This is a genomic window from Streptomyces taklimakanensis, from assembly GCF_009709575.1.
Taxonomy (GTDB): domain Bacteria; phylum Actinomycetota; class Actinomycetes; order Streptomycetales; family Streptomycetaceae; genus Streptomyces; species Streptomyces taklimakanensis.
Window position 1 is genome coordinate 2,312,144 of record NZ_WIXO01000001.1, and the last position, 20,477, is coordinate 2,332,620.

Genomic DNA, 20,477 nt, shown 5'->3' on the forward strand with positions numbered 1-20,477 from the left:
GTCCTACAGCTCCTTCGTGGCGAAGTCGCGCAGCCAGGAGCGGAACTCGGGGCCGAGGTCCTCGCGCTCGCAGGCCAGACGCACGATGGCGCGCAGGTAGTCGCCGCGGTCGCCGGTGTCGTAGCGGCGGCCCTTGAAGACCACGCCGTGCACCGGGCCGCCGATGGAGGGGTCGGCGGCGAGGGTCTGGAGGGCGTCGGTGATCTGGATCTCGCCACCGCGGCCGGGCTCGGTCTTGCGCAGCACCTCGAAGACCGCCGGGTCGAGGACGTAGCGGCCGATGACGGCCAGGTTGCTGGGGGCCTCCTCGCGGGAGGGCTTCTCCACCAGGTCGGAGACGCGTACGACGTCGTCGTCCCCGGTGGGCTTGGCGACGGCACAGCCGTAGAGGTGGATGCTGGAGGGATCGACCTCCAACAGCGCCACGACGCTGCCGCCGTGGGTGGCCTGCACCTCGATCATGCGCTCCAGCAGCGGATCGCGCGGGTCGATCAGGTCGTCGCCGAGCAGCACGGCGAAGGGCTGGTCGCCGACGTGCGGGGCGGCGCACAGGATCGCGTGGCCCAGGCCCTTGGGGTCGCCCTGGCGCACGTAGTGGATGGTGGCGAGGTCGGTGGACTCCTGGACGCGGGTGAGCTTGGCCTCGTCGCCCTTGCTCCGCAGCACCTCCTCCAACTCGTAGTTGCGGTCGAAGTGGTCCTCCAGTGGACGCTTGTTGCGACCGGTCACCATGAGGACGTCGGGGAGTCCGGCGGCGACGGCCTCCTCCACCACATACTGGATCGCGGGCTTGTCGACGACCGGCAACATCTCCTTGGGAGTGGCCTTCGTCGCCGGAAGGAAGCGGGTTCCGAGCCCTGCGGCCGGGATGACGGCCTTGGTGATCCGTGTACGTGAGGTAGTCATGTCAGCACCATAGCCGTAGGTTTGATACGGAACGCGCAGATCCTGTGGCTCTGCTGCGGTTCGTGGACGTTCGTCCCGGCGGGGAAAGCACAATGCCGGGTCGTCAGGATGATAATCCGCGCGCCTCGGTGGAGGCCGGGCGGAACCGAGCCCGGGAGGTGAACACGGCGTGAGGGATTCGGGCAACGGCACCGGGAGGGCGCCGCGGGCCGGCGCGGACACCCGCACGGGGCACGCGGCGGGGACGGCGGAGACAGCGGGGACGGCGGGGAGCACGCGCGCGGGCGGGGAACCGGAGGCGGGTCCCACCCTCGCCGAGCGGAAGCGCGTGCTGCGGCGCGCCCTCCTGGCCACGCGCGCCCACCTGACCGAGGACGAGGTGCGGCGGGCCGCCGGCGCGCTCGCCCGACACGCCCTGGAGCTGTCCGAGCTGGCCGGGGCGCGCACGGTCGCCGCGTATGTCTCGGTGGGGCGCGAGCCGGACACCCGGGCGCTCCTGGAGGAACTGCGCGCCCGCGGCACACGGGTGCTGCTGCCGGTGCTGCTGCCCGACGACGACCTGGACTGGGCCGCGTACGAGGGCGCCGAGCACCTCTCCCCCGCCCGCAAGGGACTGCTGGAGCCCACCGGACGGCGGTTCGGCCCGGAGGCGGTGACCGGGGCGGACGCCGTCCTGCTGCCGGGCCTGGCCGTGGACCGGCACGGGATGCGCCTGGGGCGCGGCGGCGGCAGTTACGACCGGGTGCTGGCCCGCGTCGAGGCGGCCCGACGGCGCCCGGCGCTCGTGGTGCTGCTGCACTCCGGGGAGCTGCTCGCCGAGGTGCCCGCCGAACCCCACGACCGTCCCGTGCACGCCGCGGTGACTCCCGAGGGGGTGCGCCGCTTCGCGGCGGTGTGAGGGGTCCGTCGGGCCCACGACGGCCAAAGGGCCGGGACGTGGTTCCGTCCCGGCCCTCCGGCCGCTTCCGACAGGCCCCCGTGTCACGGGGTGAGGGCCATGGTGTCCTCGGTGGCGTCCTCGACGGCCTCCTCGCCGAACGGCCAGTCCAGCAGCCGGCCCTCGGCCCACAGATCCGTCTGGTCGGTGTAGTGGGGGTGGTAGGCGTGGCCCGAGGCGCCGGTGAGGTTGATCCAGCGCGACTTGTCGAGGTCGGCCAGGTTGACCACCATCCGCATCGACGGCACCCAGATCACGTCGTAGCCCCCCGCCGCGTTCCAACCGGTGGCGTTGACGGTCGCCTCGCCGCCGCCCAGGTCCCAGGGGCCTCGGTTGAGCAGGTGCTGGACGAAGCCGGGGCCCGCGGTGCCCAGCGTCTGGTTCTTCAGCATCAGCCGGTGCAGACGGCCCCAGCTCCAGGTGTCGATGTCCTTGCCGAGCTTGGTGGTCAGCTCCCAGCGGGCGTCCTTCATCGCGCGTGCCAGCAGTTCGTCGCGGTCGCCCTCGCCCTCCTGGAAACGGCTGCCGGTGATCCACCAGCCGCTGTCGGGACGCTCCAGCAGCGTGCGCACCACCTCGAACCAGCGGTCGCCGCCGTCGGGCTGCGCGGACTCGGCGGCGCGCACGCCGCACTCGCGGACGGTGCGGGGGGTGCCGTCCAGGTCCTCCAGCGGGCCGGAGTCGTCGGCCGGGCGGACCCACAGGCACTCGCCCTCGACGCGGACTTCCTTGGGGAGCTTGTGACCGAAGGAGAGCTTGAGGAGGTTGCGCCACACCCCGTTGAAGTACGCGGCGGCCGCGGAGTCGGCGTCCTGGCTGTAGTCCCAGCCCTCCAGCAGCTCCTGCGCCTCGCGGACGTAGGGGTCGTCGACGTCGATCTTCAGCAGGTGGGGGACCAGGAGCTTGGCTATCTCGCTGCTGTTGTCGAGCTGCATGGACTGCATGTCGTCCGTGGAGATCTTGCCGCCGTCCTCGATCTTGGCCTGGATCAGGTCGTCGATCCGCTGGCTGCGCGCGCCGTAGCCCCAGTCCTCGGTGAGCAGGTAGGGGTACTTCTCGGCGTCCACGACGGCCTGGTTGGCGGTGACGATGTAGCCGCGCTCGGGGTTGTACTCCCAGGGCAGCGCCTCCTGCGGGATCCAGTCCCGCCACTCGTAGTCCGGGTTCCAGCCGGGCGCCGGGTAACGGCCGTCGTGGCCCTCGGCGCGGACGGGTATGCGGCCGGGCGCCTGGTAGCCGATGTTGCCCTGGGTGTCGGCGTAGATCAGGTTCTGGGAGGGGACGGCGAAGTCGGCGGCGGCGGCGCGGAACTCGGTGAAGTTCCTCGCGGCGTTGAGCTTGAAGACCGCGTCCATGGTGTTGGAGGGCTCCAGCGCCGTCCAGCGCAGCGAGACCGCGTAGCCCTTGCCGCGGTCGGGGGCGCCGTCGCCGACGGGGGCGTGGTCGCCGACGGTGCCCAGTTCGGTGCTGCGGTCGGAGACGATCGGGCCGTGGCGGGTGGAGCGGACGGTGATCTTTCGGTCCTCGCCGCCGGCGACCTTGATGACCTCCTCGCGGGTCTCGTACGGGACCCTCTCGCCGTCGTAGACGTACGCGCCGTCCTCGATCTTCTCCAGGTAGAGGTCGGTGACGTCGGCGCCGAGGTTGGTGAAGCCCCAGGAGATGTCCTGGTTGTGGCCGATGACCACACCGGGCATGCCGGAGAAGGTGAAGCCCGCCACGTCGAAGGGGCACTCCTCGCTGACCGCGTTGCAGTGCAGGCCCATCTGGTACCAGATCGACGGCAGTTGCGGCGCCAGGTGCGGGTCGTTGGCGAGCAGCGGCTTGCCGGTGGTCGTGTACGTGCCGGAGACGACCCAGGAGTTGGAGCCGATGCCGTCGCCGTTGGGGCCGAGGAGGGCGGGGATGGCGGAGAGGGTCTCGGAGAGCGCGACGAGCTGGGTCCGCGCGCCCTGGATGCCCTGGACGCCCTGCTGCGTGCCCTGTCCGACGCCCGTCCCCTGGCCGGCGCCGCCCTGCTGCTGCGCGGTGCCGGTGCCGGCCGCGCCGCCGGGGACAGTGACCCCGGGGGTGGTTCCGTTCTGCCCGGTACCGCCCTGGGTGCCCTGGGTGCCCTGGGTGCCCTGGTCGTTCTCCGGGTCGTAGGCGCCGTCCGTGGCGCTCACCGCGCCCTCCTGGACGATCGGCTTGTTCCGGTCGTACGGGTAGTCCGGGTAGAGCTGCTCGATCTGCTCCTCCGTCAGACGGCTGGAGAGCAGGGCCCGGTCGATCTCGTCCTGCATGTTGCCGCGCAGGTCCCAGGCCATGGCCTTGAGCCAGGCGACGGAGTCCACCGGCGTCCACTTCTGCGGCGCGTAGTCGTTGGTGAAGCCGAGGGCGGCGTACTCCAGGGAGAGTTCCGCGCCGCTGTGGTCGGCCAGGTAGGCGTTGACGCCCTCCGAGTACGCCAGGAGGTACTTCTTCGTCGTCTCCGACAGCTTGGTGTCGTACTCCTCCTGCGCCACCTTCCGCCATCCCAGGGTGCGCAGGAAGGCGTCGGTCTCCACCTGGCTCTCGCCGAACATCTCCGACAGCCGTCCGGCGGTCAGGTGCCGGCGGACGTCCATCTCCCAGAAGCGGTCCTGGGCGTGGACGTAGCCCTGGGCGCGGAAGAGGTCCTCGGCGCTGTCGGCGTAGAGCTGGGGTATGCCGTGGCCGTCGCGCTTGACGGTCACCGGCGCGGACAGCCCGTCCAACTGGAGTGATCCGGTGGTCTGCGGGAAGGAGGCACGGGCGGTGCCCACGCTCCAGTAGGTGCCGTAGCCGACACCCGCCACGATCAGCAGCACGACTGCGATCACGAGAAGACGGGCACGTCGCGATTTCTTCTTGGCGGGCATCGCTGTCCTTCGAGGGCAGGGTGGGACCAGAGGTGCTGGAGCAACACTAGGCCGAGCGGTGGCCCGGAGTGACAGGGAGTCCTGGCAACGGAGCCGCGACCTTCAAGCACTGGTAAATTGTTAGACAATGAAATGACTTTCGCGCGGGTGAGGTCCGACGCCCACCCCCTCCCGCCTCGCCCACACCGCCCGAATTGCTCGCATTGCCTCCCGTAGCGCCCGTGCCGTCCGCCTTGCTCCGCCGCTCGTACCGCTCGCACCATCCGCACCGCTCACACCACCCGCCACCCGGTTCCGTACCCCCGTCCCGCTCCGTACGGAACCCCCTGCCCGCACGGCCCGCTTCGCCCACGCGGCCCGCACGGAAGGAGCCGTCCTCTGACTGTCGACCGCCTCAACGAACTGATGCTGGTCTCCGCGCTCGTGCTGCTCGTGGCCGTCGCGGCGGTCCGGCTGTCGTCCCGCACCGGCCTCCCCAGCCTCCTGATCTACCTGGGCATCGGCCTGGCCATCGGGCAGGACGGCCTGGGGGTCGAGTTCGACAACGCCGAGCTGACGCAGGTGTTGGGCTACGCGGCGCTGGTGGTGATCCTCGCCGAGGGCGGTCTGAGCACCACATGGCGCGAAATCAGACCGGTCATGCCCGCCGCGGCCGTACTCGCGACCGTGGGCGTGGGCATCAGCGTGGCCGTCACCGCGGCCGGGGCCCACTACCTGGTGGGACTGGAGTGGCGCTTCGCCCTGATCATGGGCGCGGTCGTCTCGTCGACGGACGCCGCGGCGGTCTTCTCCGTGCTGCGCAAGGTGCCGCTGCCCAGGCGGCTGGCCGGGCGGGTGGAGGCGGAGTCGGGCTTCAACGACCCTCCGGTGGTCATCCTGGTCGTCGCCTTCTCGACGACCGGACAGCCGGACCCCTGGTACCTGATGCTCGGGAACATCCTGCTGCAGCTCACCATCGGCGTCGCGGTCGGAGTGCTCGTCGGGAGGCTCGGCGAGTGGGGGCTGCGGCAGGTGGCGCTGCCCGCTTCCGGCCTGTACCCGATCGCGGTGATGGCGCTGTGCGTCCTGGCCTACGCCGGCGGCGCGCTGGCGCAGGGCAGCGGCTTCCTGGCGACCTACATCTGCGGCATCGTCCTGGGCAACGCCAAGCTGCCGCACCGCCCCGCCACCCGGGGCTTCGCGGACGGCATGGCGTGGATCGCGCAGATCGGGCTGTTCGTGCTGCTCGGACTGCTGGCCACCCCCTCGAAGCTGCTGGACGACTTCGGGGCCGCGCTGGTCATCGCCGTGGTGCTGACGCTGGTGGCCCGGCCGGTGTCCCTGGTGTTGTCCCTGCTGCCCTTCCGACTGCCCTGGCGGGAGCTGGCCCTGATGTCCTGGGCGGGACTGCGGGGAGCGGTGCCGATCATCCTGGCGACCATCCCCATGGCCAACCCCGGCCGGGACAGCGAACGGATCTTCAACATCGTCTTCGTCCTGGTCGTCGTCCTCACCCTGATCCAGGCGCCGACACTGCCCTGGGTGGCCCGGAAGCTCGGGCTGGGCAAGGACGCGGGCACGACGGAGTTGGAGATCGAGTCGGCCCCACTGGAACGGCTGCGCGGTCACCTGATCTCCGTCACCATCCCCGAGGGCTCGCGGATGCACGGTGTGGAGGTGGCCGAGCTCCGGCTCCCCAAGGGCGCGGCGGTCACCCTCGTCGTGCGGGACGGCAGCAGTTTCGTGCCGACGCCGACGACCGCGCTGCGGCACGGCGACGAGCTGCTCGTGGTGGCCACCGACGCCGTGCGGGACGCGGCGGAGCGACGGCTGATGGCCGTGGGGCGCGGCGGCAAACTGGCCGGCTGGCTGGGCACGGCGGGCAGCTCGGCGCTGCACCGGCACTGAGGAGGGGGCGGGGCCGGACCGTGACACGCCGGGACGCACCGGGACACGCCGGGAGCGCTCCGGTGCCGCCGACACGATCGGTTACCCTGAGGCCGTACGTTTGTCCGACTTTCTGGATCCCCGGAGTCTCGACTCCGCCTGATGCAGGGCCGGCGCGGCCGCCCGGCTGACCACACGCCGCGGTTTCGCGCGAGAGGACGGCCCTCGGCGTGCCCGCCGTACCCACCGGGAGCTCCCGGTCCACGGGACCGCGGCGCGCTACCAGGCGGCAGAAAGGTACGGCCGTGGCCGCCACGGTCACTCCTGACCCGACTGCCCCGGCTCGGAAGCCCGGCTACCGGGAACTGCTGCGCACCCCCGGTGCCTGGACGTTCCTGCTCCCCGGCTTCCTGGCCCGTCAGCCCTTCGCGATGCTGACGCTGAGCATCGTGCTGCTGGTGGAGCACACCACCGGCTCGTTCGGCACCGCGGGCACGGTCTCCGCCGCCACCGGCGTCTCGATGGCCCTGTTCGCGCCGCGCAGCGGCAGGCTCGCCGACCGCTTCGGCCAGCGTGCCGTCCTGCTGCCCGGTGTGCTGCTGCACGCCGCGGCCGTCGGCGTACTGGTCCTCCTGGCCCTGGCGGACGCGCCGCTGTGGGCCCTGCTGTCGGCGGCCGTGCCGGCGGGCGCGTCGGTGCCGCAGGTCGGACCCATGGTGCGGGCCCGCTGGGCGCACCTGCTGCGGGACGGTGCCCCCGGACCGTCCGGCCCGTCCGGCCCGTCCGATGGGCCCCGCGCCTCCGGCGCCCCCGAAAGGGCCCGGTTGCTGCCGACGGCGGCCGCCTTCGAGTCCGTCACCGACGAGTTCACCTTCGTCATCGGCCCGGTGCTGGCCACGGCGCTGTGCACCACCGTGCACCCGGCGGCCGGGTTGATCGCCGAAGCCACCCTCACCGTCACCGGCGGGCTGGTCTTCGCCGCTCAGCGACGCACCGCACCACCCGCGCACCGCCGTGGCCGGAAGCACGGCGTCCGGCACGCCTCGGCGCTGTCGGTGCCGGGCGTGCGGGTGCTGGCCGTCGCCTTCCTGGGCATCGGCGCGGTCTTCGGCGGGATGCAGGTGTCCCTGGCCGCCTTCACCGACCACATCGGGCAGCCGGGCATCAACGGTCTGCTGTACGGCGTCTTCGCCGGCGGCAACATGCTCGCCGGTGTCGTCTACGGCACCCTCGCCTGGCGTTCGGCGCCGCACCGACGGCTGCTGACGGCGTACGCGACGCTGACGCTGACCACCACGCCGCTGTGGGCGGTGGACTCCGTACCGCTGCTGGCGGTTCTGGGCCTGCTGGCCGGCCTGGGCATCGCACCGAGCCTGATCACCGGTTTCACGCTGGTGGAGCGGCTGGTTCCGCAGACCGCCCGCACCGAGGCGTTCACCTGGCTGACCGGGGCGGTGGCGCTGGGGCAGGCGGGCGCGGCAACGGCGGCCGGACAGTTGACGGACGACTTCGGGGCGAGCGCCGGTTTCACGGTCCCGCTGGTCGCCACGGCCCTGGCGCTGGTCACCGTCACGCTGCTGCGCGGGTGGCTGAAGCCGGGGCCGGAGGCCCCCCGGAAGGAGGACGGCGGGGAACCCGGAAGGCGTGGTGAGGGTCACCGTGCGACGTTCCCGGTGGACTAAGGCGCCGGAATGCTGCACCATGGTGCGTCGTTAGCACTCCACAGGTAAGAGTGCCAGGAGGAGCAAGTGCCGACCTATCAGTACCAGTGCACCGAGTGCGGCGAGGGCCTGGAAGCGGTTCAGAAGTTCACGGACGACGCGCTCACCGAGTGCCCGAGCTGCCAGGGCCGCCTGAAGAAGGTGTTCTCGGCGGTCGGCATCGTCTTCAAGGGCTCCGGTTTCTACCGGAACGACAGCCGTGGTTCCTCGTCCGGCGGCCAGGGGTCGAACTCGGCGTCGTCCTCGTCGTCCACGTCGTCGTCCACGTCGTCCTCGTCCTCCTCTTCCTCGGCGTCGTCCGAGAAGAAGAGCGGCGACTCGTCGTCCAAGGCCGGTTCCTCGGCCGCCTGACCCGACGGCCCCACGGCCCGGCGACCACCCGACGGAGTCCGGAAGCGGGCTCGCCGGGCGGGGCTCGCCGCGCGGGGGCGGGGCTAGGGTGACGGGCATGAACGCACAGGCGGAAAGCCCCTCCCCGAGAGCCCCCCAGGCGGAGACGGGCGTCATCGGCGGGTCCGGGTTCTACTCGTTCCTGGACGACGTGGTCGAGATCACGGTGGAGACGCCCTACGGCGAGCCCAGCGACTCCCTCTTCCTCGGCGAGATCGCCGGGCGGCGGGTCGCCTTCCTGCCGCGGCACGGGCGCAAGCACCACCTGCCCCCGCACCGGATCAACTACCGCGCCAACCTGTGGGCCCTGCGCTCGCTCGGCGTGCGACAGGTGCTCGGGCCGTGTGCGGTGGGCGGTCTGCGTCCCGAGTACGGGCCGGGCACGCTGGTGGTGCCGGACCAGTTGGTGGACCGCACCACGTCGCGCGTCCGGACCTACTACGACGGCGAACCCCTGCCCGACGGCTCGGTGCCGAACGTGGTGCACGTGTCCTTCGCCGACCCCTACTGCGAGGCGGGGCGCGCGGCCGCCGTCGCGGCGGCGCGCGGGCAGGGCTGGGAGCCGGTGGACGGCGGTGCGATGGTGGTCATCGAGGGGCCTCGCTTCTCGACCCGCGCGGAGTCGCGCTGGCACGCCGCGCAGGGCTGGTCGGTGGTCGGGATGACCGGTCACCCCGAGGCCGTCCTCGCCCGCGAACTCGGTCTCTGCTACACCTCGATGGCGTTGGTCACCGACCTGGACGCCGGTGCGGAGACGGGCGAGGGCGTCTCGCACGAGGAGGTCCTGGAGGTCTTCTCCCGGAACGTCGGACGGCTGCGCCGGGTCCTCTTCGACACGGTGGCCGGGCTGCCCGTGGAGCGGAACTGCGCCTGCGCGCGGGCGCTGGACGGGGTGGATCCGGGGATCCGCCTGCCGTAGCCCCTCCCCTGCGTCGTCGCCGCCCCACCGACCGCGAATCCCGTGGACGGTGGGGCGGCGGTGTCGTCCGGGGCCTTTGTGATCCCTGTGGGTGAGCGAGTTGTCCACATTCCGTGGATGGTCCACAGGCTCCGGCGGATTCTCCCGGAAGGGGTCATCGTGGGGCCGTATCCCTCCACGAGGCGGTGACCACGATGTCCTCTCCCTTCCCGCCGGGCCCTCCCCCGTCGGCCCCGCTCCCCTCCTCCGAAGTCTCCGGTGTCCCCGGAGCCACCGGCGCGCCCGGCTCCCCGCACCGTTCCGCCCATCCGCCGGCCTCCCCTCCCCCGGCGCCCTGCCCGGTGCCGGAGTTCGAGCCGGTGCGCTGCGGGCGCGGTCCCTTCCGGTTCCCGGTGAGGGCGGGCCGGCCGGCGTGGACGGCGTTCCTGCTGTCGATCGCCATCCTGGCGGGGGTCGGGCTCTGGGAGCCCGGCGGCGCCTCCGGCGGGGGCGGGACGGCGACCTCCACGGACCCTGGGGCCCGGTCGGCGTCCGGAAGCGCACCGGAGCGGTCGCCGTCCCCCGGTCCGCCGTCGTCCCGCTCCTCACCCGGAGGCGGCGGTGGCGGGACCGGGCGCGGGGACGGCCCGAGGGTCGAGGCTCCGGTGCGCGTTCCGGACGCCGCCGTGGTGCGCCTGTTGCGTCCCGGCGACCGGGTGGACGTCCTGGCCGTCCCCGCCGGCTCCCCTCCCGGCGGCGGGTCCGTCGCCGGAGCCCCGTCCGGGCCGTCACCGGCCCCCGCGCGGACCGTCGCCCGCGGTGTGCGGGTGGCGGCCGTGCCCGATCCCCTTCCCGCCTCCGTCCCCGAGCACGGCGGCCCGGAGGGATCCGCCGAGCCCACGGGCGAGGCGGGGGCGCTGGTGGTGCTCTCGGTGACCAGGTCGACGGCCGCCCGGATCCTGAGCGCCGCAGCACACTCCCGGCTGGCGGTGACGCTGTGCTGATCGGAACGAACGCCTCGCGGGCCCGCCTTCCGCGCCGCCCGGCGTCCCGTGGGCCGCGGCCACGTCCCCTCGGTTGGACATCCCTCGTGCCGCTCGTGCAGCGTTTGCTCCGTTCGACCGACGGGAGTCGGGACAGGTGTTGCGCAGAGAGGCGGTCCGTTGAGCGAGAAGCAGGGCGTCCTGGCCGGGTTCAAGGCATTCCTGATGCGGGGCAACGTGGTCGAGTTGGCCGTTGCCGTCGTCATCGGGGCGGCCTTCACCAAGATCGTGAACTCGGTGGTGGAGGGCGTCATCAACCCGGTGGTCGGCTCCATCGGTCCCAAGGACCTCGAGCGCTACCAGTTCTGTCTCCAGAGCCCGTGCGAGGTCACCGAGGCGGGCGAGGTCGTCACCGGCATCACGATCAAGTGGGGCTCGGTGCTGAGCGCCTCGCTGACCTTCCTGATCACCGCGGCGGTCGTGTACTTCCTCATGATCCTCCCGATGAACAAGTTCAAGGAGCGGCTGGACGCCAAGAACGCGGCCGAGGCGGCGGAGGCCGCCGCCAACCCGGTCGAGAAGACGGAGGTGCGGTTGCTCACCGAGATCCGCGACGCGCTGCTGGCCCAGCGCGACGGTGGCACCGCGCACGCCGCCGTCCTGGCCTCCCGGCTCGGTACCGCCGAGAGTGGATCCCGGCCGGGCTCCGAGGACCGGTCGAAGTCCTGACCCCGGGCCCGGCCCCGGCTTCGGGGCCGGGCCGTCGTGGCCTCCCCGGACTTCGTACCGCGCCTCACAGGTGGTGCGGGGGCCTCTCCTCCAGGAAGCGGGAGAGGTCGGCGGTGTCCGTGTCGCTCCCCGTCCACGTTTCCGACCCCTCACCCCAACCGCGGTCGGTGTCGTCGGCCGATGGCCGGCTCAGCGGATCGGTGAAGTCCAGCGCGGAGACCGGGTCACGGTGGTCCGGCCCGGGGCCGGCAGCGGCGGAGATGCTCATTCCCCCACAGTACGGTCACCCCGGCCCACGGTGTGGGGGCCCCGGCCCGCACCGCGGCGCCGGTCCGTCACCGCCGCGAGATCATGACGACCATGGACGCCTTGGAGACCGAGAGCACCCCGGGCCCTCTGGACGCGCTGACGGACGTGGCGGGCCTACGGGTCGGCCACGCCCAGCGGAACGACCGCGGATGGTTGACGGGAACGACCGTCGTACTCGCCCCCGAGGGCGGGGCCACCGCGGCCGTGGACGTGCGGGGCGGCGGCCCCGGCACCCGGGAGACCGACGCCCTGGATCCCCGCAACCTCGTCCAGCGGGTGGACGCGGTGGTGCTGACCGGGGGCAGTGCCTTCGGCCTGGACGCGGCCTGCGGGGTGACGGCCTGGCTGGAGGAGCGGGGCCGGGGCTTCCCGGTGGGCCCCGAACCGCACCAGGTGGTGCCGGTGGTGCCGGCCGCCTGCCTCTTCGACCTCGGCCGCGGCGGTTCCTGGCGGGCCCGCCCGGACGCGGCGCTGGGCCGGGAGGCGATCGAGGCGGCGTCCCGCGCCCCCACGGGCGCACCGGTTCCCCAGGGGTGCGTGGGCGCCGGCACGGGAGCCGTGGCGGGCGGGCTCAAGGGCGGGGTGGGCACGGCGAGCACGAGACTGCCGTCGGGGGCGGTCGTGGGCGCGCTGGCCGTGGTCAACGCGGTGGGCTCGGTGCTCGACCCGGCGACGGGTGTGCTCTACGGCGAGCTGTACGGCGGACGCCCGGCGCCCCCGCCCCCGGCCGTGCACTCCGAGGCCCGGCGGCGGCTGGCCGAGGCCCGGCGGGAGTCGGAGCGCCGCTCGACCGCCACCGTGCGCGCGCCGCTCAACACCACCCTGGCCGTGGTCGCCACCGACGCGGCCCTGTGCCGCGCGCGGGCGCAGAAGCTGGCGGGCACCTCCCACGACGGGCTGGCCCGCGCGGTCCGTCCGGTGCACCTGCTCAACGACGGAGACACCGTCTTCGCCCTGTCCACCGGGACGCGCGAGCCGGGAGCGGAAGAGCTCAACGACATCCTGGCCGCCGGTGCCGACACCCTGACACGGGCGGTGGTGAAGGCGGTGCGGGCCGCCGAGGGGGTGGCCGGCCCCGGCGGGGTCTTCCCCTCCTACCGGGATCTCTACGGCGCCTCGTGAGGCGGGCCCGCCCGCCGTCGTCCGGCTCCGGGCACAGCAGAGCCCCGACGCGCGGGGGGAGTCGCGTCGGGGCTCTGCCGTGTCCGGGACCGAAATCGTCTGTGGCGGTGGTGCCTCACGGCACGGCGGTGGTCTCCGCCGCGCCGTGTCCGCTCACGCCGCCGCGTCGAAGCCCGTGTCATGGGCCATCTTCTTCAGTTCCAGCAGGGCGTGCTTCTCGATCTGTCGGATGCGTTCCCGCGTCAGGCCGTGCTGCTTGCCGACCTCCGTCAGCGTGCGCTCGCGGCCGTCCTCGATGCCGTACCGCGCCCGGATGATGGAGGCGGTGCGGTCGTCGAGTCGTCCGATCATGCCCTCCAGCTCCTCGCGACGGAGCATCACCAGGACCGAGTCCTCGGGTGAGGTGGCGGAGGTGTCCTCCAGCAGATCACCGAACTGCGTCTCGCCCTCGTCGTCCACGGACATGTTGAGGCTGACCGGGTCGCGCGCCCAGTCCAGCACGTCCGTGACGCGTTCGGCGGTCGAGCCCAGTTCCTCGGCGATCTCGGCGGGCTCCGGGTCGCGACCGTGCTCGCGGTTGAACTCCCGCTGCACGCGCCGGATCCGGCCCAGCTCCTCCACCAGGTGGACGGGGAGGCGGATGGTGCGCGACTGGTCGGCGATCGACCGCGTGATGGCCTGACGGATCCACCACGTCGCGTACGTGGAGAACTTGAAGCCCTTGCGGTAGTCGAACTTCTCCACCGCGCGCACCAGGCCGGCGTTGCCCTCCTGGATCAGGTCCAACAGGGGCAGTCCGCTGCGGGGGTAACGCCGCGCGACGGCGACGACCAGGCGCAGGTTGGAACGGATGAAGACGTCCTTGGCCCGCTCGCCCTCGGCGACGATCGCCTCCAGCTCCTCGCGGGTCGCGCCGGCGCTGGGCGAGTCGTCCGATGGGCTCTCGACCTCGCCGTCCAGGAGGTGCCGGGCGTACACGCCCGCCTCTATGGCGAGCGAGAGCTCGACCTCCTTCGCCGCGTCCAGCAGGGGGGTGCGGGCGATCTCGTCGAGGTACATGCCGACCAGGTCCCGGTCCGCTGCATCCCCGGCCGACGAGGTACGTGCGGGACGTGCCTCGTCAGCGCCGTTGGAGGTGGCCTGACGACGGGCGACGGCACGGGTTGCCATGCGTACTCCCTTACGAGTGGTCTACATCTGGTCGGTGGCGGTCCAGCCACCCGGCGTCTCTCCTCGCTCGGGTGCCCGTTCCGATGGAAACAACGACTCCAATCGGGACAGAATTCCCATGGCGCACGCCATTTTTCGTGATCTTGCGGTATTCTGCGCCGCCCTCGGCGGGCCCCCTTCCCGACGGAACACGGAGAAGCGCAGGTCAGCGTGGGCGAGGAGGGTTCCCATCCAAGATTCACGCGCCCTGCGACCGGCCCACCCGTGAGACCTCGGTCACACATGGAGTCGCCCCCACGCCGCCGTCGGGGCCGGAACGCCTTTGGCCGCCGCCTGTTCCGAGGACGGTCCGCGCCGGCTCCCACCCCCGGACGCGCGAGGGCCCCCACCGCGGACGCCCCGGGAGGATCCGCGGTGGGGGCCGGTCACCGGCCGCACGGAGCACCCGACGGGCTCCGCGCGCCGGTGGTCACCGGTCGGTGAGGCGCGGTCAGTGGACCAACACCGGCACCCCCTCCTCGCCGGCCTCCTCGCCGGCCGCGCCGCCCTCCCCGCCGTCCCGGGAGTCGCCGGAGGCGCCACGGGCCCCGCCCCGGCGGCCGTCGGCGGTGACGAGGACGGCGGTGATCAGCGCCGAGAGCAGCAGGATGCCGACGGCCCAGCCGATCGCCGAGGTGTAGCCGTGCACCATGCCCTCCAGCTCCACCAGTCGCCCGCCGGGCTCACCGGCCGCGCCCGCGAGGTGGTCCGCCAGGTAGGAGGTGGTGGCGCCGGCCGCGATGGTGTTGAGCAGCGCGGTGCCGATGGCGCCCCCGACCTGCTGGGAGGTGTTGACCATCGCGGAGGCCACACCCGCGTCGCTCGGCCGCACCCCGAGCGTGGCCAGGCTCATCGCGGGCATGAAGGCCGTGCCCATGCCCAGCCCGAGCAGCACCTGCGCGGGAAGTATCAGCGCGACGTAGGAGCTGTCCACCTCCAGCCGGGTCAGCAGCAGCATGCCGGTGGCGGCGGTCAGGAAACCGGGGACCATCAACGTCCGCGGCCGCACCCGGGTCATCAGCCGGGCACCGATCTGCGTCGATCCGGTGATCATGCCCGCGACCATCGGCAGGAAGGCGAGACCGGTCCTGACCGGCGAGTACTCCTTGACGATCTGGAGGTAGTAGGTGAGGAAGAGGAACAGGCCGAACATCGCGATGACCGCGAGCCCCAGCGCCAGGTAGACCCCGCCGCGGTTGCGGTCGGCCGGCACCCGCGGCGGCAGCAGCGGCGCCCTCACCCGGGACTCCACCAGCGCGAAACCGGCCAGCAGGACGACGGCGACCGCGAACACGACGAGGGTGAGCCCGTCGCTCCAGCCGTCGGACTCGGCACGGGTGAAGCCGTAGACCAACGCGACCAGGCCCAGGGTGGAGAGCGCCACGCCCGGAACGTCCAGCGACCCGCGGCCGCGGCTCCGGCCCGGTTCGGTGATCACCAGCAACGCGCCGACGGCGGCGACGACGGCGAAGGGGATGTTGACGTAGAACGTCCAGCGCCAGTCCAGGTACTCGGTGAGGACACCGCCCAGGATCAGGCCGATGGCACCACCACCGCCCGCGATGGCACCGTAGACGCCGAACGCCTTGGCCCGCTCCCGACCGTCGGTGAACATCACCGTCAGCAGGGACAGCGCGGCCGGTGCGAGCAGTGCGCCGAAGACGCCCTGGAGGGCCCGGGCGCCGAACAGCGTCGCGGCGCCGGTCGCCGCGCCGCCGAGCGCGGAGGCCGCGGCGAAGCCGATCAGTCCGGTGACGAAGGCGCGCCTGCGTCCCCACAGGTCGGCGACGCGTCCGCCGAAGAGGAGCAGGCCACCGAAGGCGAGGGCGTAGGCGGTGATGACCCACTGCCGGTTCCCGTCGGAGATGCCGAGGTCGGCCTGGGCGGAGGGCAGCGCGATGTTCACGATGGTCGCGTCGAGCACGACCATGAGCTGGGCGATGGCGATGAAGGCCAGTGCCTTCCAGCGTCCGGGGTCGGGAGGGGCGCCGGCTCCGGCCGGATCGGCGGTCGAGGGCGGGGTGGCGGTTTCTGGCATGGGTGGACCCACTTCACAGTAAGAAAACAGACAAAACAGTCACTTCATGCGGGGGAGGCACTCACACGACGGCCGGCACGGACGCCGGAACCCGCCGCTTCCTCGATCGACTCCTCGTGTCGGGCCCTGCGCCGGGCCCCGTGTCAGCCCTGCCGGAAGGCCTCCACCGTCGCCGCCCGTCCGGGCAGCTCGGACCTCGCCGGGGCACGCAGTCCGTCGAGGAAGATCCGCAGGTGACGCCCGAGGAACCGGTCGAGCTGCGCGCACTCTGTGCCCGGCAGTGGTCGCGTCAGTTGACCGAGCGCCACCAGCAGGTCGCCGACGTCGGCGTCGGCACGGAGCCGACCGGCCCGGCGCGCCCGGTCGAACAACTCCCCGACCAGTCGCTCCAGACGGAGCCGGGCCGCCAGGAGCCGGGGCTCCCGTTCGTCGACCCCTCCGGAGAGCACCGGACACAGGGCACCGATCCGCTCCTCCACCGCGGCGGCGACGAAACGGCTCAGCGCGTCGAACGGATCGCACCCCCCGCCCTCCTCGTCGAGGGCGTCCTGGGCGCGGTCCGCGATCCGCTCCGCGACGGCGAGCACGACGTCGTGCGCGAGCGCGGAACGGTCGGGGAAGTGGCGGTAGAGGGTGGCATTGCCGACACCCGCGCGCCGGGCGATCTCGTCCAGCGACGCCTCGGTGCCGTGCAGGGCGAGCGCCTCACGGGCCGCCTCGACGATCCGCTCCCGGTTGCGGGCCGCGTCGGCACGCAGGTGTGGCGCGGCGGAGACCCCCGTACTCCGCCCGCCACCCGCCGCGTCCGCCATGCCGCACCCCTTCCGCACATCCGGGGAGACACTCCCCGCTTCGTCCGACGCTCTCGTGAACGGGGAGTCGGCCCCCGGTTATTTCGGCGGCCACCGTGTCCTGGGTCACATCTCCGGGGGTCTCCGTCCGGCCTCCGCCGCGCGCCGCCACGTCCCACCCGCCCCTGGCGGCCAGAATGCGCTTGTCGGCGGAGGAGGCGACCACCTCCGCCACCCGTCACCCACCGCCAATGGCCGGACCACTGACAGTCGTCCACACCCCTGGTCGCGGCCCCGGCTCGCTGGAACGATGTGGCCGCCACGGCTCCGGCATCCCACGGGCCGTTCCCCGCGCGTCCGGCACCGCCGGATCCCGTCCCCTGTGAGGAGAGCCTCGATGCAGCAGCCCGCGAACCCCAGCCGCAGACGAGCCATCGCCACCGGTCTGTTCGGTGCCGCCGCCGCGCTGACCGCTTCCGGCGCCCTCGCCTCCCCGGCGCACGCGCACGGCGGCGCACGCGCCAGGGCCCGGGCCATGGTGCGCCGCATGTCCCTGGAGGAGAAGGTCGGGCAACTCTTCGTCGTCGAGGTCTACGGGCAGTCCGCCGACACGGCCGCCGCGGGCAACCGCGTCCTGTACGGCGTCGACACCCCGGCCGAGGTCATCGCCAAGTACCGGCCGGGCGGAGTGATCTACTTCGATGCCCGGCGCGGCCCCGACAACGTCCGCGACCCCCGTCAGATCGCCCGTCTCTCCAACGGCCTCCAACGCGCCGCGCGCTCCACCGGCGCCCGCGTACCGCTGCTGATCTCCATCGACCAGGAGGGCGGCAGCGTCGTCTACCGGCTCACCGAGCCCGCCACCCTCCTCCCCGGGAACATGGCGTTGGCGGCGGGCCGGTCCGAAGCCGACACCCGACGCTCGGCCGAGGTCATCGGCCGGGAACTGTCGGCCCTGGGCATCACCCAGAACTACGCCCCCGTCGCCGACGTCAACGTCAACCCCGCCAACCCCGTCATCGGCGTCCGGTCCTTCGGCTCCGACCCGGATCTGACCGCCTCCCTCGTCGCCGCCTCGGTGCGCGGGTACCACCGCGGCGGGGTCGCCTCGGCGGCCAAGCACTTCCCCGGCCACGGCGACACCGACACCGACAGCCACACCGGCCTGCCGCAGATCAACCACACCCGCGAGGAACTCGACCGCATCGACCTGCCGCCCTTCCGGGCCGCCATCGCGCGCGGGGTCGACACGATCATGACCGCCCACATCGTCGTCCCGGCCCTGGATCCGTCGGGCGTACCGGCCACCATGTCGCGACCGATCATCACCGGACTGCTCCGCGAGGAACTGGGCTTCGACGGGCTGATCGTCACCGACGCCCTCGACATGCGGGGCGCCTCGGGCGAGTTCCCCGAGGACGTCGCTCCCGTCCGGGCACTCCAGGCGGGCTGCGACCAACTCGTCCTGGCCCCCAGGTTGGACACCGCCTACGACGCCGTCCTGGCGGCGGTGCGCGGCGGCGAGGTCCCCCTCTCCCGCCTGGACGCGTCGGTCGAGCGGATCCTGGCCCACAAGATCCACCGCGGCCTGGTGACGGACCCGTACGTGAGCGAGGAACGCGCCGTCCGCGTCGTCGGCGACGAGAAGCACGAGGCCGCGGCCCGGGCCGTCACCGACCGCACGATCACCCTGGTGCGGAACGAGGGCGGACTGCTGCCGCTGGCCCCCGCCGCCCGGTCGATCCTGGTCACCGGCTGGGGCGTGAGCACCACCCGGACCCTCGCCGCCGCCGTCGCCGCACGCTCCGACCAGCGCGCCACCGCCCTGGAGACCGGCGCGATCCCCTCCGCCGCCCGCATCGCCGAGGCGACCGGCGCGGCGTCCGGCCACGACCTGGTCGTCGTCTCCGTCAACGCCGCCGCGTCGGGTTCCGACGGGGGCGCGGCCCAGGCCCGCCTGGTGCGCGCCCTGATGGACACCGGCACACCGGTCGTGGCGATCGCCGTCCGCAACCCGTACGACATCCGCCACTTCCCCGACGTCCCGGCCTACCTGGCCACCTACTCCTACGGCGCGCCCTCGCTCCGGGCCGCCGTCCGGACCGTCTACGGCGATCTGGCCCCCGTCGGGAAGCTGCCGGTCGCCATCCCGACCTCCGACTCCACCGGCACCCTCCACCCCTTCGGCCACGGCCTGACCTACTGAACCCCACCGAGAGCCACCGGGAGCCACCGGCACCCACGCCCGCCCTCCGACACGTTCGGCACGTCCCGCGCTCATCCGCTAACCTGTCCTGCGTCACGCCTTCGTAGCTCAGGGGATAGAGCACCGCTCTCCTAAAGCGGGTGTCGCAGGTTCGAATCCTGCCGGGGGCACCGGCGCAAAGGGCACCTACTGGATTCAGTAGGTGCCCTTTGACATCCACAGGTGACATCAACGGCAGCGGTCAGCCGTGGTCGGGGCGTCTCCTGAGCAGCCGGTCCATGTGGCTGGTCGCCTCCCGCCGGGTGTCCTGTACGACGTGCGTGTAGACGTTCATGGTGATGCTGATCTGGGAGTGCCCCAGGATCTCCACCACCACGCGGGGCGCGACCCCGGCCGCCGTCAGCAGCGTCGCCGTGCCGTGCCGGGCGTCGTGCAGCCGGATCACCCGAAGGCCGGCAGACCGGGCGACGCGGGTGAAGGAGCGGTAGAGGACCCGCGGCTCGACCGGGCGCCCGGTCCGGGTGGTGAAGACGTGGTCCGACTCCCGCCGGATCTCCCCCGCCTTCGCCCGAGCCGCCACCTGCCGCATCCGGTACCAACGCAGCGGCGCGGTGCAGAGCGCGGGCAGCGGAACGGCACGGCGACGACGGCCCTTGGGATCGTCGTCGTACAGCACGCCCCGGCGCCGCTGCGTCCGCCGGCGGACGTAGAGGTCCCGGCCGTCAAGGTCGACGTCCGACCAGCGCAGGCCCACGGCCTCTCCCCGGCGGATCCCCATGGCGATGGCGAGCACGAAGGCCGCGTAAAGCGGGGTCCTTTCGGGAGGCCGTCAGGAAGTCGAGCGTCTCGTCCAGGCTCCAGGACTTTAGATGGTGTCCCGTAACTGCCGGTCACGGGTGAGATGATCTTGTGGTGACTGGTGTGATCACGGCTTCGGAGCCGTCCTGGACAGCCCCGTTCACCGGGCTGAGCCCGCGGCAGTTCGGCAGGCTGATCACCGCGCTGCGGCGCGAGGGCGCCGATCCGGTGCGCCGGGGTCGGCCGTGGTCGCTGCCGCTTCAGGACCGGGTGCTGCTGGTGGCCGCGTACTGGCGCACCAACCTCACCCTGCGCCGGCTCGCCCCGCACGGCGGCTACCGCGGCACCGGCCTGACCATCCCGCACCACCGCCGGTACAAGGATGAGGACCTGCCCGCCTGGAAAGAGGACCACAACGCCTCCCACCGCAAGGTCCACGCCCGCGTCGAGCACACCTTCGCCCGCATGAAGACCTGGAAGATTCCGCGCGGCTGCCGCCTCAGGGGCGACGGCGTCCACCACGCCATGCTCGGTATCGCTCGCCCGTACAACCTGACCCTCGCCGGGTGGCAGGCAAACAAGCAGGTCAACTGGCATGCCCCAGAACACTTACGGGGCACCGTCCAGTGCTGTGACCGGGATGGTTCACCGTGATCGGAAGGCGGCTCGCGGGACGAGCGCACGCGACACGGCTG

Annotated in this window: 16 protein-coding genes, 1 tRNA gene and 1 pseudogene; 11 read left to right on the forward strand and 7 right to left on the reverse strand. The window is 72.7% G+C overall.

All coding sequences use genetic code 11. From position 1 onward, the window contains the following. Window positions 1-3: 3 nt before the first annotated feature. Window positions 4-906, reverse strand: coding sequence for a UTP--glucose-1-phosphate uridylyltransferase GalU (galU, locus tag F0L17_RS10030; RefSeq protein WP_155070799.1), 903 nt, complete (start codon window positions 904-906; stop codon window positions 4-6). Between the two features lie 328 nt (window positions 907-1,234). On the opposite strand from galU, the gene F0L17_RS10035 reads away from it, so the two are divergent. Beyond that, window positions 1,235-1,804: a 5-formyltetrahydrofolate cyclo-ligase gene (locus F0L17_RS10035; RefSeq protein WP_162466788.1), complete on the forward strand. Its 570-nt coding sequence runs from the start codon at window positions 1,235-1,237 to the stop codon at window positions 1,802-1,804. Between the two features lie 83 nt (window positions 1,805-1,887). Here F0L17_RS10035 and F0L17_RS10040 read toward each other — a convergent pair whose 3' ends face one another. Continuing rightward, on the reverse strand, window positions 1,888-4,722 hold the full coding sequence (locus F0L17_RS10040; protein WP_155070800.1) for a penicillin acylase family protein: 2,835 nt from the start codon (window positions 4,720-4,722) through the stop codon (window positions 1,888-1,890). Window positions 4,723-5,127: 405 nt separating this feature from the next. On the opposite strand from F0L17_RS10040, the gene F0L17_RS10045 reads away from it, so the two are divergent. The 6 genes from F0L17_RS10045 (at window position 5,128) to mscL (ending at window position 11,309) form a co-directional block, all read left to right on the forward strand. After that, a complete protein-coding gene (locus tag F0L17_RS10045) occupies window positions 5,128-6,609 on the forward strand; it encodes a potassium/proton antiporter (protein WP_155070801.1) in 1,482 nt (493 codons plus the stop codon). Window positions 6,610-6,893: 284 nt separating this feature from the next. After that, a complete protein-coding gene (locus F0L17_RS10050) occupies window positions 6,894-8,270 on the forward strand; it encodes an MFS transporter (protein WP_162466026.1) in 1,377 nt (458 codons plus the stop codon). Window positions 8,271-8,336: 66 nt separating this feature from the next. Beyond that, entirely contained in the window at window positions 8,337-8,660 is a 324-nt protein-coding gene (locus F0L17_RS10055) for an FmdB family zinc ribbon protein (protein WP_162466027.1), read from the forward strand. A gap of 97 nt (window positions 8,661-8,757) precedes the next feature. After that, complete coding sequence (locus tag F0L17_RS10060; protein WP_155070802.1) at window positions 8,758-9,618, forward strand: S-methyl-5'-thioadenosine phosphorylase; 861 nt, start codon at window positions 8,758-8,760, stop codon at window positions 9,616-9,618. A gap of 644 nt (window positions 9,619-10,262) precedes the next feature. After that, window positions 10,263-10,601, forward strand: a complete 339-nt coding sequence (locus tag F0L17_RS28295; RefSeq protein WP_338018027.1) for an RcpC/CpaB family pilus assembly protein — start codon at window positions 10,263-10,265, stop codon at window positions 10,599-10,601. A 159-nt stretch (window positions 10,602-10,760) separates the two neighbouring features. Further along, window positions 10,761-11,309, forward strand: a complete 549-nt coding sequence (mscL, locus tag F0L17_RS10070; RefSeq protein ID WP_155070804.1) for a large conductance mechanosensitive channel protein MscL — start codon at window positions 10,761-10,763, stop codon at window positions 11,307-11,309. 64 nt (window positions 11,310-11,373) lie between these two features. Here the strand turns inward: mscL and F0L17_RS10075 are convergent, their stop codons facing one another. Continuing rightward, window positions 11,374-11,577: a hypothetical protein gene (locus F0L17_RS10075; protein WP_155070805.1), complete on the reverse strand. Its 204-nt coding sequence runs from the start codon at window positions 11,575-11,577 to the stop codon at window positions 11,374-11,376. A 92-nt stretch (window positions 11,578-11,669) separates the two neighbouring features. Here F0L17_RS10075 and F0L17_RS10080 point away from each other — a divergent pair, with 92 nt between their 5' ends. Further along, a complete protein-coding gene (locus F0L17_RS10080) occupies window positions 11,670-12,740 on the forward strand; it encodes a P1 family peptidase (protein ID WP_155070806.1) in 1,071 nt (356 codons plus the stop codon). A 153-nt stretch (window positions 12,741-12,893) separates the two neighbouring features. Here F0L17_RS10080 and F0L17_RS10085 read toward each other — a convergent pair whose 3' ends face one another. The 3 genes from F0L17_RS10085 to F0L17_RS10095 all read right to left on the reverse strand — a co-directional run bounded on the left by F0L17_RS10085 (window position 12,894) and on the right by F0L17_RS10095 (window position 16,799). Beyond that, the gene (locus F0L17_RS10085) at window positions 12,894-13,910 is read right to left on the reverse strand and encodes a sigma-70 family RNA polymerase sigma factor (RefSeq protein WP_155070807.1); all 1,017 of its coding nucleotides are present in this window, start codon (window positions 13,908-13,910) and stop codon (window positions 12,894-12,896) included. A 490-nt stretch (window positions 13,911-14,400) separates the two neighbouring features. Further along, window positions 14,401-15,987: an MFS transporter gene (locus tag F0L17_RS10090; protein WP_155070808.1), complete on the reverse strand. Its 1,587-nt coding sequence runs from the start codon at window positions 15,985-15,987 to the stop codon at window positions 14,401-14,403. Between the two features lie 143 nt (window positions 15,988-16,130). Beyond that, a complete protein-coding gene (locus F0L17_RS10095; RefSeq protein WP_155070809.1) occupies window positions 16,131-16,799 on the reverse strand; it encodes a TetR/AcrR family transcriptional regulator in 669 nt (222 codons plus the stop codon). A gap of 376 nt (window positions 16,800-17,175) precedes the next feature. On the opposite strand from F0L17_RS10095, the gene F0L17_RS10100 reads away from it, so the two are divergent. Both F0L17_RS10100 and F0L17_RS10105 read left to right on the forward strand, forming a co-directional pair. Further along, window positions 17,176-18,984 carry a glycoside hydrolase family 3 protein gene (locus tag F0L17_RS10100; protein WP_155070810.1) on the forward strand — a complete coding sequence of 603 codons (1,809 nt, stop codon included), beginning with the start codon at window positions 17,176-17,178 and terminating at the stop codon, window positions 18,982-18,984. Window positions 18,985-19,081: 97 nt separating this feature from the next. After that, window positions 19,082-19,154, forward strand: a tRNA-Arg gene (locus F0L17_RS10105). Window positions 19,155-19,225: 71 nt separating this feature from the next. On the opposite strand, the pseudogene F0L17_RS10110 reads toward F0L17_RS10105, so the two are convergent. Further along, window positions 19,226-19,853 (reverse strand): annotated as a pseudogene (locus F0L17_RS10110) (tyrosine-type recombinase/integrase); the annotation flags it as partial. 43 nt (window positions 19,854-19,896) lie between these two features. Between F0L17_RS10110 and F0L17_RS10115 the strand changes: the two are divergent. Continuing rightward, a complete protein-coding gene (locus F0L17_RS10115) occupies window positions 19,897-20,436 on the forward strand; it encodes a hypothetical protein (RefSeq protein WP_162466028.1) in 540 nt (179 codons plus the stop codon). Window positions 20,437-20,477 lie beyond the last annotated feature (41 nt).

Coding starts and splice junctions, on each gene's coding strand:
- F0L17_RS10080 (WP_155070806.1), top strand. CDS start 11,670: ATGGACGCCTTGGAGACCGAGAGCACCCCGGGCCCTCTGGACGCGCTG.
- F0L17_RS10040 (WP_155070800.1), bottom strand. CDS start 4,722: ATGCCCGCCAAGAAGAAATCGCGACGTGCCCGTCTTCTCGTGATCGCA.
- F0L17_RS10085 (WP_155070807.1), bottom strand. CDS start 13,910: ATGGCAACCCGTGCCGTCGCCCGTCGTCAGGCCACCTCCAACGGCGCT.
- F0L17_RS10045 (WP_155070801.1), top strand. CDS start 5,128: ATGCTGGTCTCCGCGCTCGTGCTGCTCGTGGCCGTCGCGGCGGTCCGG.
- F0L17_RS10090 (WP_155070808.1), bottom strand. CDS start 15,987: ATGCCAGAAACCGCCACCCCGCCCTCGACCGCCGATCCGGCCGGAGCC.
- F0L17_RS10060 (WP_155070802.1), top strand. CDS start 8,758: ATGAACGCACAGGCGGAAAGCCCCTCCCCGAGAGCCCCCCAGGCGGAG.
- F0L17_RS10075 (WP_155070805.1), bottom strand. CDS start 11,577: ATGAGCATCTCCGCCGCTGCCGGCCCCGGGCCGGACCACCGTGACCCG.
- F0L17_RS10100 (WP_155070810.1), top strand. CDS start 17,176: ATGCAGCAGCCCGCGAACCCCAGCCGCAGACGAGCCATCGCCACCGGT.
- F0L17_RS10095 (WP_155070809.1), bottom strand. CDS start 16,799: ATGGCGGACGCGGCGGGTGGCGGGCGGAGTACGGGGGTCTCCGCCGCG.
- galU (WP_155070799.1), bottom strand. CDS start 906: ATGACTACCTCACGTACACGGATCACCAAGGCCGTCATCCCGGCCGCA.